The following is a 16212-nucleotide window of genomic DNA, read 5'->3' on the forward strand; positions in this document are numbered from 1 at the left end:
AGGATATACTTCATGTCTACATATACAGTTGCAATGATGCAAATTCGCGTAATTCCTAACGCTCTGGAAAAGAACTTAGAACACATGAAACAAAGTTTAAAGCTTGCTAAAAATGCCGATATTGCCTTGTTTCCAGAATGTTGCGACCTTGGTTGGGCGAGCGCTTCTTCAAATGTTTTAGCACAGCCAGTTCCGGGCGGTACAACAGTGCAATTTATTCAAGAAATGGCAAAGGAATTCCATATTTATATTGTTGCTGGGATTACTGAAAGAGAACACGGAAAAATATTTAACACTGCTGTTCTTATTTCAAATACCGGCGAATTTTTAGGAAAATACCGAAAGATCAATTTAGTACAGAACGTGGAACAGATGTATGAAATTGGTGATAGAATTAGAATTTACCATACCCCCCTAGGAAAGATTGGTATAAATATTTGCGCGGATAACCTAATGTCTTCCATTATGATTGGCGAAAGTATGGCAAAAATGGGAGCAAACTTGATACTTTCTCCTTCTTCATGGGCTGTTCCGCCAGAAAAATTAAATAATGAATATGGCAAAGAATGGATCGACCCTTTTACATATCTATCCCAAAAATATAATATAAATATTGTATCTGTGAGTAATGTTGGACCTGTAATAGATGGAACTTGGAGAGGGTGGAGTTGTATAGGGAATTCTATTGCCGTAAGTGACAATGGTAAAAAAGTATTAACCTTAAGTTATGGAGAAGAAGCAGAAGAAATTCATTTTTTCCAATATGAAAGTTAATTTGTAATGTAATACACCCATTTCTTGTATTTTGTGTTTTCTTAAAATACAATTCTATAAAAATAGAGAGAAAGCGGAGCTATACTCTGAGAACCAGATTATAGCTCTGCTTTCTCTCTGCTTTGTCTCATTTCAATTTCCTAACATTCACGGTAAATTCTTTTTAAAAATTTATCTCAAAAAGCTGTGCAAACCTACATGAATACTGAAAAAATGGAGTGACATCTATTTTGTCAATCCTTACTTTATAGTGTCATTATTTAATAACGTTGATCTACCATTTCGTGTAAAAAAGAAAAACTACAGTGTACAAATTGCTCACCGTAGTTTTGGGCTAGTTTGATTGAATTGTTACTCTTACGCCTAGAAAATAATTGAGAATTGCGGATTCAGATTTGATCGCCTTTTCATTTTTACATTTTTCGAATTTACTTTTTGATGTCCAATTTTTATAAAAATGAGAACCCTAAAAAGTGACTTAAATACTGGATCTATGACATAAAAAGAGATCGAAATTTGGGTATCTCATTTTTTGAGTTCCAAATTCCGACCGGGGTTCATAATATCTTCAAAGCCTACTCCCGTAAAGGGATGGGACAAACAATTTTCAATGTTGACTTTTCAGCGATGTGCTTATAGATTTGCACGATTGCGAGGTACACTATAGATTCCCCAGCTATGGTAGACTTATCTGTATCCAATAAGATGTCCTTGCCGGAACATTTTATCGGATATTCCGCAAGTGATCTCATATATATTTACGCTATTTTATCGTTTATCTCCATCCAGCCATCTGTGTTGTAATCGATTATAAATTTTTATCAGTGAAATAATCTAATAGCTGCGATGGTAATTTTCTGAAGTGAATCAATCCATGCAAAAAGAATGTATATATTTTGTTTTTGTGTATCCTTACTCATCTGTTTTGAATTTATTGTTGATGCTTCCTGTCCTTGACCGTTCGTAAACAGAAATTATTTTTACAATAGAATCGTAAAAATCTTCTGCGAATTTAGAAAAGAATAACTCTTTGAGGTAAAAAGCTTTATATACCCTTAGTTTCTGTAAGGGCAATAATTTCGAAAAAAATACGGATAGTTTTCACGGGTGCAACTTATGACACCTTGTCCCAATACAGAATTGCATTTCTCAACAAAGTGTCAGCTTGAATATTGATCTTTGAATGAAACAAAATTGTTTGTGACATAATTCAATCTCGTTTTAACCATTTTATAACAGCAGAATTTCTTCCTTTTTTTCTACAATGATCTTTTATTTATCCAATTTCCTATTTGCGTAACGCAATACAATGTTGCTATCTCTTCTTGTTATATGCCGGTAATTCCTTCTGTATTTCCTGCAAACTAAAAAATTGCTCAGTACATCATATTATAAATTTATCATTGGGTTTTAGTTCAAAATCGTATTTTTACCGCAAATAAATATCTGTCAGTTGCGCTGACGAATATTTATTGCACTTAAAGATATATTCATCAAACACAAAATTAGCCGCTCCAACAGCCGCTTCTTCAGAACTGAAACTATCCTGGCGGAATTCCACGATCCCGCGAACAGAAGGTAAAATATACTTATTGTAGCTGTCGATCGTTGCCTGATACAGCAAGGGTAATTCCCAACGCTTGTTGAACAATAATACGATTAACTTGATGTCACACATTTTCGCGGTATTTGCCAAAACAAACCCCAGATCATCTCCTGCCAGTTGAACGATCTCCCTGCATACCGGGTCCCCGTGATTCAAAAGTTCGATAAATGCATCGATGCTGTCGATCGTCTTTCCGTAACACCGCTGATTATACTTGTGCAGCATACTCTCGATGGAAGCCGTGGTGGTCAGGCAGCCACGCAGTCCGCAAAAACATTTTTCTCCGTTTCGGTCCAAAGACACATGCCCCAGATTCGCACAGTCGCCTCGCTTGCCGTCAACCAGTATCCCTTTGTTATACAAGGCGGAACCTATGCTGTGATCATCGATCAGCACAAATAATGTCTCGGGGAATTCTGTCAAGAATTGTTCCGCGTGTATCTGAGTAAGCAGCACCGTGTTGTTTTTCAGAATAGCCGGAAATCCGTAACGTTCTTGGATCATCTGTATGATGTTTATATTTTTGCAATCCTGTACCTGCTCAAAATTTACGATAACCCCATTTGGCCCGTCGATAAAACCCGGCATCCCCAGAGCAAGTCCGACGATTTCTTTGTTCCCTTGCTTCAAAAAGTTCACGGCGGAGTCCAGTTCATTAAATAGGTACTTGATAAATAGGTTGGCATCCAAATCTTTTTCCATATGTACACAATGGTAATAAGCGACGGTACCGTTCAGGGACATTGCGGTCACGGTAATGTGTTTCCTTCGGACAATGATTCCTATGGAAAACAGCCATGTGGGATCCAATGTATATAATTGAGCGGAACGGCCGCCGGTATTTGTCAGTACCCCGGATGAAGCGATAACATGCTTATCCTTTAATTCCTGCAGAATCCGCAAAACGGTTGGACGGCTGATATGAAGGGTACTGCAGCAGCCTTCTATTGTCATCGAACCATTTCTTTTGACTGTATTTAAAAGATTTAAAGTATTGTTTTCCTTAACCACATCTGTGTGATGTTTTTGCATGATCGCTCCTCCTAAATTTTATATTATCAGTATACCCCTTTTTGAAAATTTTTTCAATTTAAATTACATATAATTTTTGCACATTTTATAAAATTATTTTGTAAAATGTATTGACAAAATAAAAAACATAATTATAATATGATTATATCAGAAAATAATTAAACTACAAAACAGATTATAAATCTTTTTAATAATATGTTTTGTAAAATAATTTTAAGAAAGGAGAATATCATTTATGAGTATGCCGAAAAAGCACGTGATCGGGTTGACTCATATTGATGTCGCATGGAAAAAAGGAAAGCAGGAAATGGCGGAACACCTTGATACCTTTTTGCTGCGCCTGGTCAATCTGTTGGAAAATCACCCGAATACATACTATATACTGGAACAGGCAATACACTACCGTGAACTGAAAAAAAGAGATCCAAAACTATTTGCAGCAATTTTAAAATATGTGCAGGAGGGCAGATTGGAATTCGCCACGGGACTTGCATCGACGATCGAAAATAATCTGACCAACGGCGAAAGTTTTGTTCGGAATCTTCAGATCGGAACCCGATGGCTGAAAGAAAACATGGGTGTTTCTCCTGTCAGCTGTATGATGATAGACACTTTCGGATTCCCGCCTCAGATCCCGCAGATCCTGGTGCAAACGGGATGTCCGATAATGATTGCCAACCGTCTGGGCGGGACTCATTATGATACGAATTTCCAGATCAGCGGATTGGACGGTAGCAAGCTATGGGTCATCGGAAGAGATGTCCAGACCCCGGTATCCAAAAATGATCATATCGCATTTCAGTTTTATCAAAATCGTGAACAATTAACACCTCTGTTTCGGGAGGCCAAGGTCAACGATTCATCTCCGCTGATGGTCATGCCTTACACGGAAAACGAAGTGTGTCCTTCTGAAATGATCTTTGAGCAGTGGTCTCGTCCCAATAGAGCCGGCCTCAAATTCACAAAGCTGTCGGAATTTCTTGAAAACTTGTCTTCGGAACAACGGTCCGAAAAAATTTATAGTGCGGATCTGAATCCAGAATTCACCGGTACCTTTGCGCTGCGACACCGGCTGAAACTGCTGAACCGAAGAGCCGAAACCCTTTTGCTGGAGGCTGAAAAGCTGTCCGCGTTGTACGGCGCTCATGATAAGAAGGAAGAATTGGAAGAGTGCTGGTGGGACATGGCTTACACACAGTTTCACGATGTCCTGACCGGTTCTCATCAGACAGATGTATATTCGGATTGTGTACAGACTTACAACAAGATCATGGCAAATTCACAGGCGACGATTACATCTCTTTTGGTTTCGCCTGCAGACAGAGCCGATCGGTATGGGGAATATACGATTTGGAATGGGCTTCCGTTTGACCGAACGGAATTGATCACTGTTCCCGTCACGGAAAACCTGCACGGCAAAACTCCCTGCCTTGACGGAAAACCGGTCCCGTTTTTCACAGATGGAAATAGCTGCTGCTGCAGCGTCCCTATCTCCGCGATGTCTGCGAAAACTTTGCTGTGGCAGGATGAAGTCCCATCCTCCAACAGTTCGAGGGAAACTTCCGGTGTCTGCGTGTTAGAGAACCAATATATTCGCTTGGAACTCGGTAACGGCGCCATGATAAAGTCTTTGTATGACTTGAAACACAAAACAGAACTGCTGAGTGAATGTGACAATCTGTTGGTCCTGCAAAAAGAGGACGGGAATTTTCAATATGAAGAACCAGACGGGAACGAGATCTCCTGTGGCTGGGGATCTTATCAGATCAAAAGCCAAAGCAACCATATAAGACAGAAAGCAACTGTTACAGGCAGTTTTCCCGGAGAATTTTCCACAATCGCTTCTTATGAATTGACCTTTTCTTTAGAAGAAAATTCCCCGTTTCTGGACATTGACCTTCACATCACCTGGAAAGGGGAAGGATACCGGCTGAGATTGGGACTGGATTCCACTCTGCAGGAAACCGCCAATTATTATGAGATCCCGTTCGGTGTAGTACAGCGTTTCGCCTATTTTCCCCGATTCAACGCCAAAGGAGAATGGCCGGCACAGCGATTCGTATGCATGGAATCCAGACTGCAAAACCGCGGACTTGCTTTGATCAACAATGGCATGGTCGGGGTAGAGATCCTGGACGGACAGCTGCGGAGTACCCTGCTTCGGGCACCGACAAAAGAATATGCCGGCATGGTCCCGGATGATACCTCTTCAGATCACGGAGAGCACGATTTCAAATTCCGAATCCTGCCATACCAGGGCAGTTGGAAAAACAGCGGAGTATTGGAATTGGCTCAGCGTTTCAACACCCCCCTGGAGATATTAAAGGGTGGGCAAAACGCGTTGTCTGCTGGTGTGCGAGTTTCGAATCCTCATATTGTGCTGTCTTGCATCAAACCTGCCGAAGATCAGCTCTGCGCAGTACGGATGTATGAAAGCACAGGCGAATCTGTAACGGCGGAAATCACATTGCAGAATGCCGTCAAAGTTTTCCTTTCGGATGTAAAGGAACTCCCCTTAGAGGGAATCGAACTTTCAAACGGCAAAGTGCAACTGGATTTCAAACCGTTTGAGATAAAGACAATTTTAGTTAAATGGAACTCAAAGGAGGAAAAAAGATGAAAAAATTATTAACCCTGATGTTAGCTATGGGTCTGTGTATCACAGCGGTTAGCTGTTCCAGCGACGCAGACGGAAACACCTCTGCAGGCAAGCAGTCCGGCGAAAAAACAGAATTGACCTGTGTTTTCCCGAGCTTTGCTTCACAAGAGGAAGAGTTCAAAGATGCTCTCAAAGAATTTGACAAAGAAGATCTCGGCATAACAATCACCCCTACCTATGTCACAGCATCTGCTTGGAACGACTTCTTTACAAAGATCCAGACTATGGCAGCGTCAGGAAAAGCCCCGGATTTAATGCGAATCACCAACGAAGGAGCACAGATGGTCGCTGATATGGGCTTGGCGCTTCCACTGGAAGACTATATGGCTAATGAAGATCCGGAAATGTTGAATGATATCGATGCGAACCTGATGCAGGCATATGATGTTGATGATCATCAGTATGCTTATGCTTACGAATGGAACAACTGTATCGTTTATCTGAATACCGCCTTGATGGAAGAAGCCGGGTTAGAATTCCCGGAAGCCGACTGGACGCAGGATCAGTTCCTGGAATACGCAAAAGCGATGACCACGGAGAAAAACGGTCAAAAAATTTATGGGTGCGTTGTCCCGGACAGTTATTTCATTTTCTCCGGTTGGTTGTTCAATAATGACACCTCTGTACTGAATGAAGATATGACCAAAAGTAATTTGCTGGACCCGAAAGTAAAAGAAGTCGTACAATTCTTTTATGACTGCATCTATAAGTACGAAGTCGCGCCGGTACCGGAAACCGGGATGGACTATTTCGTATTGATGGCCAACAATCAGATCGGTATGGGTTATGCCGGCAGATGGTCCGTCCAGACCTTTGAAAATAGCGGCTTTACAGACTTATAATATTCAGAAATTACCGAAAATCCAGAAACAAGTCACCATTTACGGAGGAGGAGCATTTGTTGTAAGCAAGACCACCAAGCATCCTGATGAAGCATACAAAGCTGCAACATGGTTTAACACCAGTGATTATTCACAGGTCGAACTATTGGGCGCAAGCGCTATTCCATCCCGTCGATCCATCATGGAAGAAGTATTGGCAAACGATATCCCGGAAAACAACAAACTGTTCATGGATACCGAAAACGCCAAACCGGTCGAAGCACCGCCTCAATATTCTGAAATTTCACTGATTGTAGAAAAATACATCAAGGCTATTTTCACAAATGAAATGGGTATAGACGATGGTTTGGCTGCAGCAGATCAAGAAGTAAACGCTGCGTTATCCAGATAATTTTTTAGTTGTGGAAGTAGGATAATGAATATCTTACTTCCACATTACTTAATTCAAATAACAAGCGGTAGGTTGTTGTTTAGTCGATCATAGATGTACAGGATCTTTAGTTGAAGAGATATAAGAAAGGGTCGTTAGAATGAAAGAAAAGTATCAGGGCGGTGTTAATTATGGAATAAAGAGACGCCGCAAGGAAGAACGGGCAGCTTATATTATGTTAGCCCCTGCACTCATCGTGTTTTTAATATTTGTGGGGATACCAATTATCCTACTGTTTTTTTTGTTCCTCACCAAATATAATATTACAAATTCTCCCGAATGGAGCGGATTAGACAACCTGCAGCGTTTTTTGACAGATCCGGTCTTGCCGACAGTGTATTGGAACACCTTCAAGTTTGCCGCAGTTTTAATCCCGATGCACGTTATTGTGGGAATGATATTAGCATACAGCGTTTACCGCGCCAATCGATTTATGCAATATGTAGGTCGTACTATTATCTATTTCCCGACAATCGTTACGACCGCTTCTGTTGCGATAGCCTGGGCATTTATGTATAGCACTGATATGGGGGTAATCAATTACTTTTTGCGTAAAATCGGGATAGAGATCCCGTGGTTGACATCTTCGGTATGGTCCATCGCAGCAATCGTCATCTTCAGTCTTTGGAAATTTGTAGGCTCGTCATTTTTATATTTATTTGTCGGTCTGCAGGGTGTCCCGGAATCGCTGAGGGAAGCGGCAGCAATAGACGGCGCAAACAGCAGACAGACATTTTTTCATATCGTCCTCCCTCTTTTGACTCCAACGCTTTTCTTTGTCATCATTACCAACGTGATCAATTCCATTCAGATGTTTGATGAACCTTATCTGATCACTTCTGGAGGTCCAGGGGATTCATCCCGCACGATCAGCCTTTATATTTACGAACGTGCATTTCGTGCTTATGAGATGGGGTATGCCTCTACTTTGGCAATCAGTCTGTTTATTATTTTGTTAGTGGTAACTCTTTTACAGTTCTACATTTCTAACAAATGGGTTAATTACGATCGATGATCATATGGGGAGGAGGATTATTTTATGAAAAAACTATTTATCGGAAAATTATTGAATCATATCTTTTTAGTTGTCGTATGCATTATCATTTTACTGCCGTTTTTTTGGATATTTGCAACCAGTTTACGCTCTCCGGCAAATTCATTCAGTTTTCCACCCTCTTTTTTCCCAACTGAATTTCGTTGGGATAACTATGTAGAGGTATTCCGCTCTATACCGTTTTTTCAATTTTTGTGGAACAGCTTATTTGTAGCAACCGTCTCTACTGTCGGACAATGTTTGTTGTCCGCTTTGGCGGCATATGTTTTTACCCGTTTGGAATTCCGCGGCAAAAAGTTCTTCTTCTTTCTGATCTTGAGTGGAATGATGATTCCTGCTCAAGTGACAATCGTTCCGTTATTTTTGGTTATTAAAACCCTAAATCTCATGGACACGGTATTTTCTCTGATTTTGCCATCCTTGATTTATCCGCTGGGCATTTTCCTTTTGCGCCAGTATATGCTGACCCTCCCAAAAAGTTACGACGAAGCCGCCTTTTTAGACGGCGCTGGTTACTTCAGAATTTTTCGGACGATCATGCTACCCATGTCGATGCCGACTCTGGTCGTTATCGGAGTCATGCATTTTATCAGTGTTTGGAATGACTTTTTCAAACCGTTAATCTTTATCAATACATACGAAAAAATGACCTTGCCTCTAGGAATGACGATCCTTAAAGGCTTTATGGGAAACGGAAATTTATCTGTTATTCTGGCAGGAGTCATGATTTCTGTCATTCCTCCTTTAATTTTTTATGTGATTGGTCAAAGAAAATTGATTGAAGGCATGGCTATGGTAGGCATTAAAGGATAATTTTCAACTTAGATCTAATTCATATGTCCAATAAACAGAATATTTTTGTAAAAATTGATTATTAAATACAACAACCTTTGTGAGAATTTCCATCATATCCCTATATAAGTGGATTATCAAAAGCGCTTAAAAAGAAAAATACTGTGAAGTACAAACTATATTTATAATTTCTAGTTGTACTAACCTTTTAGTTGGACAAAAATAAAGTTTCACAATAAAAATATCAGAGATAGAGAAATACAGGCAGCATATGCTGCCTGTATTTCTCTATCTCTGATATTAGTTAAGAGGTTCTGTTACCTCGCATCCCCCGATAAATTTGATTAGTATCTTTTCTTTCGATAGAACGGTAACTCGTTCGATGATTCGATAAACTAACGCATCCGAATATTCAGTTAACTCCAAGTCATGATCGGAAAACAGATCCATAATCTTCCGGTGTTTTGTTTCAGTTGTCACTTTTCTTTTTTCGGATTTATCTGACTGTTTTGCCATTTGTTTTAGTTTCATGATTTCATTACTGATCTGCTCTAACCGCCTGTCTATGATCTCGTTTTCTGTTCCAGCCATAAGCAGAAGTCTGTCAAATTCCTGTTCCAGTTCTTCCAGTTTGTTTTTCACCACGATCGGATCGGCTTCATTTGTTTCATCATGCAGATTCGCCAGAGTATGTCGCAAGATATCAGCCATTTCACTCTGTTTTTCCTTCACCAATGATTTCGCCGCTTCCAGTATCGCTTGATGTAATGATTCTTCCGGAATGCTGGGTGAATCCTTGCAGTATCTCGTTCCAAATTCCACCCGGTTGATACATCTCCATACGACCTGTTTTCTTCCATGAATATTCCAAGTAATTCTTCGGTAGTAACATCCGCAATTGCCGCATACTAACCGTTCCGACAACGGATATTTACTGGTAAATCTTCCTCGGTTTGTTTTCGTCTTTTTCTGAGTAGCCGGTTTCTTGCTGTTTCTTCTTGCGATTTCCTCCTGTACCTCGTGGAACATTTCTCTTGAGATAATCGCCGGATGATTGTTCTGTATATAATACTTCGGCAGCTCTCCGTTGTTTTTCTTGAGTTTCCCCTCAAATAAATTGGATACATAAGTCTTTTGCAGTAATACATCTCCCATGTATTTCTCATTTTTCAGAATCCGTACAATGGTTTGCTTACTCCATTCTTCTTTGCCTGAAGGAGAGAGAATCTTTTTTCTCTCTAAACAAGCCTTGATATCCTCCACACTGTCACCATTCAGATAATTTTCAAAAATCATACGGATCGTCTTCGCTTCCTCTGGTTCAATCTCAGGATTTCCGTCCGCTCCTTTTCGGTATCCGAGACAGTTGCTGTAGCGGAAGGTGAAACGCCCCTGACGGTATCCCATCCGAATCCCCTTGGATACATTCCCGCTGATTGATTCGCTTTCAGCCTGTGCGAAGGCGCTCAAACAGGTGAGGATCATTTCACTGTTCATATCGGAGGTATCAATTCCTTCCTTTTCGAAGATCACCGGAATCCCCCAGCTTTTGAGCATCCGCACGTGCCGAATACAGTCTAATGTGTTTCTTGCAAATCTCGATACGGATTTGGTTAAAATCAAGTCGATTTTTTTCTTTCTGCACAGCTCAATCATCTCTTTGAACTGCTCTCGTTTGTTGGTCCGTACCCCGGAGATTCCTTCATCCGCGAAAATCCCGGCTAATTGCCACCCTTCGTGATGAGTGATCTTTTCCGTATAATAGGAGACTTGTACTTCGAAACTGTTTTGCTGTTCTTCTTCCTCGGTGCTGACACGGCAGTAGGCCGCTACTCTCAGCTTCTTTTTCCGCTTCCTTAGATCACCCAGCATAGGATTTGCGGGGATCTCCAGAATCTCTTTGTTTTCCATGGTAGAACCTTCTTTCTTTTAAAGTATTTTCCCGTTGATCAACCTCAGTTTTACGGAACAATCAGGTTGCAGGATGACCTTATCGACGACTTTAGAAAAGAGCTCCTGATCGAGTTTTTCATCTTCCGTATGTCCTTCCAGCAGTTTCTGGATTTTCAATGTCAGATAATCGTCTTCACTGTGGCAGGCTTTGTATTTTTCCGCCGCGCACTCTAAAATCAGAGACAGTACTTTCTCTTTGTCTATCTCCCGCCGGTCCATCATTTGATCGATTTCATGACTCAGGCGGACAGCCTGCATGGATAGACTGATTCCTGTTATTTGATCTGATTTTGTGATCTGAGGATTATGACATAATTTCAAAAATCGCTCCGTTATTGATTGTAAGATTTCATAATCATCGATAGGACCAAATTTTTTTTCACATATCTTGCAACTCCATTGTTTTCTATTTGGATTTCGATTGCACCGCGATAAAGAACTACCGCAATTTGTGCAAACCAGTTTCTGTTGCACAAAATATATATCTGACTTAGGCGTTGATTTATCTTTTCTCATTTTTAATACTTTTTGTCCTGTGGCTTGTTCGATAATAGGGGAGTAGGTAAAATCCCAATATTTTTTGTTGTCTAATATTCTGGCAATCATATTTTTGTTCCATAGTTCGCTGTTTTCCCGGAATTTTAATCCGGATCGCTGAGCAAAATCTGTTAATTGAAGTAGGGAGGCGCCGGACAAATATCGGTTAAATATTTGCCGGACTAACGCGGCTTCTTCTGGAATCATAAACAGCTTTCCATTTTTCATATGATACCCGAAAGGGTAGTAGCGAATCTTTTTCATTTTTTCACCGTCTTTCTTCGAGATTTATTCCATTGATAAGCCGGAAAACTATTTTATCGGGAAATACGATAAGGTTCTGAATAGTTCCTTTAAAAATATTTTCTGCAAATTCCATCATTGGTTCGCTACCGTTCAATTGATCCAATAATAACTCTGTATTTGAGATCACATTGCTGAGGGTATCTGATTCTCGCATTTTTTTCAGCTCATTCCGCAGACGTTCCAGTTCATGGTTGTTGCGGTTACATCGTTCAATAAAAATAGCAGAATCAATACATCCCTTGGTCTGCAACCTTGCGAGTGAATGATTCTGCCTAACAAGTTCTGTAATTTGTCTGTTGAGATCAGTTTGTTCTGCATTGGAAAAACGGGATTTGTCCTGCAATTCCCGCAGCTGATCCAGCATAGTCTTTAAGATCAGCTCCTTATTCTCCGTCATCTTATGATACATTTTTAAAAATAACTGATATACTTCTTCCTGTCGGATTGCTTTCATTGGACATAACTCTTTATTTTTCCTATGCCGATAACACATCCAGCGGTTTTGGTGTTTGTCTTGATGGCGGTGAAAGGTTGACCCGCAAAGACCGCATCTCATCATTTTACTAAGAGGAAATTCTTTGATTTTTTCTTTTGGGGCATGAATCCTATTTCTCTGCGCAAGCAATGTTTGCACTGTATCAAACACTTCACGGGATATAATCGCAGGATGAGAGTTTCTGATATAGTATTGAGACAGTTCTCCTGAATTCTTCTTTCTGGCAAGCGGGAGAACATCCGGCGTATATAGCTTTTGAACCAGAGAATCTCCAATATATTTCTCATTAGTTAAAATATATCGGATCATACTATGATGCCATCTGGATTCTTTTTTGGTACTTTGATCATTAGCATTCAGATATCTTGCTATATCACTTGTACTGTTTCCTGACAGATAACTGTCAAAAATATATTTGATAATCGGCACTTCCTGCGGATCAGGAACAAGTTGATTGTCCTTTAAGGAATAACCCAGCGGCGCGCTGCAGGTGATAAAGTCGCCGGACTTCATCCGCTTTCGGTAACTCCACTTTAAATTTTTGGAGATGGAGAGGGATTCTTCCTGAGCGGCTGCGCCTAGAATGCTTAAAATCATTTCGCTTCCCATCTTGCCGGTATCGATATGTTCTTTTTCAAATTCTACCGATACCCCCAGCATACTCAGCTCCCGCACCGTCTGAATGCAGTCTAAGGTATTTCTGGCAAACCGTGAGATCGATTTGACAATCACCCGGTCGATCTTTCCCGCCCGGCAGTCTTCGATCAGACGCTGAAAATCTTCCCGTTTTTCCGCGCAGGTCCCTGTGACCGCTTCATCTGCGTACATCCCTGCAAATTCCCATTCCTCCTTTGACTGAATATAGTCGGTGTAATAGTGTACCTGCGTTGCGAAAGAATTTAACTGATCGGCGGAATCGCTGCTGACACGCGCATAGGCGGCAACCCGCAGCTTCTTTGCCTGTTCCGCGATCGGCTGTATCACTCTCACTTCCCGCACTGCTGCCGCCTCCTTTCCTGCCGGACATCTTTTTCGTCACACACAACACTACCATAAGCTTTCCCGGATAGCTATCACGAGAACTACTAAAGATCGAGCGTGGAAACTCCGTATCTTTCGGCAATAGCAACATTGGCTTCCCTGCATTCTTCCTGCGTCAGTTGTTTTTGTTCCATTAGTCTTTTTAACAGGGAATAGGAAATATAGTACTCGATTTCGCAGATTACTTTCTGATCGGGTTCATTCATAATAGCTCTCCTCTCTAAGGTTGTTTTATGGCAAAAAATAATCCGCACCTTTTTTGGTACGGATAAACTCCTCTACATCTTCGATTTTATTAGTAATGCGAAGCTTTGGCAGAGCTTCCAGCGCAGCTTGGTGATACCGCTCTCCGGGAGCTGCCCGGTAATCTAAAATACTTACCGCACAGGTATCGGTTTCGGTCCGGATCGCCCGTCCGAACCCCTGACGGAGTTTTACCTGCATATCAGGAATAATCACCGACCGGATATATTCCTGTAAGGTTGGATACTGTTCTCGCTCTGCTTCCCTGACAGGATCTGGAACAGGAAAAGGGAGTCGGGTGATAATAAGCGACGACACCATATCGCCGGGAAAGTCTACTCCCTCCCAACAGGAACCCGCCGCGAACAGTACTGCGTTCGGCAGCTGTTTAAACTGACGGATCACATCCTGTGAATTCCTCCAGACTTCCAGAAGAGGGAAACTAAGTTTGTCTTTAATCTGATGGCAGACAGAGCTCATTAACGAATACGAGGTGAACAACACCAGAGTGTGACCGTAAGAGGCCTCCGTTAATTGACAGATCTGTCCTGCCAAACACTTGATTTCCGTTTCACTGCCCATCTGTGTTCTCGGCAGATCACCGGGAATGTAGAGAAGACAGTTTTCCAGGTAGTCGAACGGAGAGGGGGCGATGAAATCTACCGATTTGTGATTTGAGAACAAGCCCATAAGCTTTTTGGTTCTTTCAAAGCTATCTCCTGCCATCAGAGTACCGGAAGTGAGGATTGCCGGAACCTTATTCCCCCACAGCGCGCTGGAAAGCTGTTCCGGCATTTCTCGGCTGGCAACGCAGAGGTTTGGGGTTCCGGTTCGGTCATACTGAATATATAGGATATATCGTCTGTTGCAGGTATAGAAGAGGTTTAACGTTTCCTCTGTTCTTCCCAGCCGGTGAATGATCCACTGAGGGAGAGAAGAGGCAAGCTTTTTTTGAAGCTGCCTGAGAAGAGAAAGGCAATCCCGAAGCGCCGCTTCCCGGTCGGGGGTTAATACAAAGGCGGTTTTCTGCGCTTCCTCCAGCAGTTCACCTTTCCGCATCGCTTTCATAAGGTGTGAAAATTTTTCTTTTAGCTGCTGAGCCGCAAGGATACATTTTCCCCTTTCCAGCATCGAACAAAGCTCGGTGAAATCCTCGTCTGAAACGGTTTGCCCGTACATTTGGCGGGCTGCCTCCGGCAGTTTATGAGCTTCATCGATCACCAAAGCCCGGTAATCACTAAGCAGCGGATGTATTTCCTGCAAACGGTGATGGGCGTCGGCTAACAAATAGTTGTGGTTACAAATTTGAATGAAGATCTCTGCATTTCCGGCTTCTTTTAAATACTGATGATACCGGCAGAGATCCCGTTTGGGGCAGTTCTTTTCGCAAGCCTTTGGCACGCACACCTGCCTCCGGTCGAATCCGCTGAGATCAGGCACATCATCCAGATCATAATGCTTCCGAAGAGAGAACAAAGCATTTCTCTGGATTTCATTCTTTTTCTTATCCCTGACTGCTTCCAATCTTTGGGACAAACGGACATCACAGACAAACCGTTCCTTTCCTTTTCGTATGACCGCCCGGATGGGTTTGGAGATAATATGATTTTCAAGAAAAATCCGGGATAGGAAGGGGAGGTATTCCCCGATGATAGCGTCCTGCAAAGCAACGCCTGAGGTGGAAATCACGACCGGCCGGGAACCGGCAGATCCATATTCTGTAACCTTTTTCATCAAAACACAGGCGGTCAGGTAGGAATAGGTTTTGCCAATCCCGACGCCTGCGTCACAAAGCGCAATATGATCTTCAAGCAGGGCATCCAGCATGATATGGCAGAGTTTAATCTGTTCTTCCCGTACTGCCAATCCGTTTTGGGGCAGAAGTAACCGGAAGATCCGTTCAATTTCATCGTGTGCCTGCTCTTTCAGACTTTGATTCATTTCGGCACTTTCTCCTTTCAATAACGTTTGATTGTGCGTTAACGGCAAACTAATACGGCGCAGTTTGATACTGCGCCGCACGGATTTGTCGTCAATGACAATCTGAATTTTAAATATATGGATAAATAGGTTTTGTGCCATATTCGCTGCTCGCCCCCCGGCAACATTGGGAACCATACGGGCAGGCTTGCAGTTTCCAAACCGTTCACCGGCTCTCCAAAGGTCTTGCTGATTACAACCCAAGGTCGGCCGGCCCATCTGACGTGTGGGCAGACGATACCGTGTATCATTATCCCCCGCCCGAGGTCCTGGCAAAAAGGGAAACTACTCCCTCTTTTCGGCCAAAAGATATCGCTCGGAACAGTCCTCCGTTCGTCTTGGCGCTTTTTCCGAAGTCCGCAGTATGTTTTATACTGTAAACTTTTAGTCGCTCGCTCAGGCGGGAACGTACCCGCATGGCTGGTATTCACTTTTCAAGCTACGAAGTGAAGGGTATATTTTCCCTT

12 protein-coding genes are annotated in these 16212 nt (G+C 42.0%); 6 read left to right on the forward strand and 6 right to left on the reverse strand.

What is annotated here, in order from left to right:
• The first annotated feature begins 12 nt into the window (after positions 1 to 12).
• Positions 13 to 774, forward strand: a complete 762-nt coding sequence (locus CIB36_RS12605; RefSeq protein WP_203226451.1) for a carbon-nitrogen hydrolase family protein — start codon at positions 13 to 15, stop codon at positions 772 to 774.
• A gap of 1429 nt (positions 775 to 2203) precedes the next feature.
• Here CIB36_RS12605 and CIB36_RS12610 read toward each other — a convergent pair.
• Entirely contained in the window at positions 2204 to 3412 is a 1209-nt protein-coding gene (locus tag CIB36_RS12610; protein WP_093989873.1) for an ROK family protein, read from the reverse strand.
• A 235-nt stretch (positions 3413 to 3647) separates the two neighbouring features.
• Here CIB36_RS12610 and CIB36_RS12615 point away from each other — a divergent pair, with 235 nt between their 5' ends.
• The 5 genes from CIB36_RS12615 to CIB36_RS12635 all read left to right on the forward strand — a co-directional run bounded on the left by CIB36_RS12615 (position 3648) and on the right by CIB36_RS12635 (position 9210).
• Complete coding sequence (locus CIB36_RS12615; RefSeq protein ID WP_093989874.1) at positions 3648 to 6032, forward strand: glycoside hydrolase family 38 N-terminal domain-containing protein; 2385 nt, start codon at positions 3648 to 3650, stop codon at positions 6030 to 6032.
• Positions 6029 to 6913, forward strand: coding sequence for an extracellular solute-binding protein (locus tag CIB36_RS12620; RefSeq protein WP_158662706.1), 885 nt, complete (start codon positions 6029 to 6031; stop codon positions 6911 to 6913). Before CIB36_RS12615 ends, CIB36_RS12620 begins: the two co-directional genes overlap by 4 nt.
• Positions 6858 to 7304, forward strand: a complete 447-nt coding sequence (locus CIB36_RS12625) for a type 2 periplasmic-binding domain-containing protein (RefSeq protein WP_158662707.1) — start codon at positions 6858 to 6860, stop codon at positions 7302 to 7304. The genes CIB36_RS12620 and CIB36_RS12625 overlap by 56 nt, the downstream gene beginning before the upstream one ends.
• Before the next feature lie 139 nt (positions 7305 to 7443).
• Entirely contained in the window at positions 7444 to 8358 is a 915-nt protein-coding gene (locus tag CIB36_RS12630; RefSeq protein ID WP_093989877.1) for a carbohydrate ABC transporter permease, read from the forward strand.
• 24 nt (positions 8359 to 8382) lie between these two features.
• The gene (locus tag CIB36_RS12635; RefSeq protein ID WP_093989878.1) at positions 8383 to 9210 is read left to right on the forward strand and encodes a carbohydrate ABC transporter permease; all 828 of its coding nucleotides are present in this window, start codon (positions 8383 to 8385) and stop codon (positions 9208 to 9210) included.
• 279 nt (positions 9211 to 9489) lie between these two features.
• Here the strand turns inward: CIB36_RS12635 and CIB36_RS12640 are convergent, their stop codons facing one another.
• From CIB36_RS12640 to CIB36_RS12655, 5 genes are all read right to left on the reverse strand, one after another.
• Positions 9490 to 11100 (reverse strand): recombinase family protein, encoded by a 1611-nt coding sequence (locus tag CIB36_RS12640; RefSeq protein WP_093989879.1) that lies wholly within the window; start codon positions 11098 to 11100, stop codon positions 9490 to 9492.
• Between the two features lie 18 nt (positions 11101 to 11118).
• Entirely contained in the window at positions 11119 to 11943 is an 825-nt protein-coding gene (locus tag CIB36_RS12645) for a recombinase family protein (protein ID WP_093989880.1), read from the reverse strand.
• 4 nt (positions 11944 to 11947) lie between these two features.
• On the reverse strand, positions 11948 to 13480 hold the full coding sequence (locus CIB36_RS12650; RefSeq protein ID WP_093989881.1) for a recombinase family protein: 1533 nt from the start codon (positions 13478 to 13480) through the stop codon (positions 11948 to 11950).
• A gap of 86 nt (positions 13481 to 13566) precedes the next feature.
• A complete protein-coding gene (locus tag CIB36_RS13445) occupies positions 13567 to 13728 on the reverse strand; it encodes a hypothetical protein (RefSeq protein ID WP_203226452.1) in 162 nt (53 codons plus the stop codon).
• A 25-nt stretch (positions 13729 to 13753) separates the two neighbouring features.
• Positions 13754 to 16021: an ATP-dependent DNA helicase gene (locus CIB36_RS12655; RefSeq protein ID WP_407657478.1), complete on the reverse strand. Its 2268-nt coding sequence runs from the start codon at positions 16019 to 16021 to the stop codon at positions 13754 to 13756.
• Positions 16022 to 16212 lie beyond the last annotated feature (191 nt).

It is taken from the genome of Massiliimalia timonensis (assembly GCF_900186585.1).
Taxonomy (GTDB): Bacteria; Bacillota; Clostridia; order Oscillospirales; family Ruminococcaceae; genus Massiliimalia; species Massiliimalia timonensis.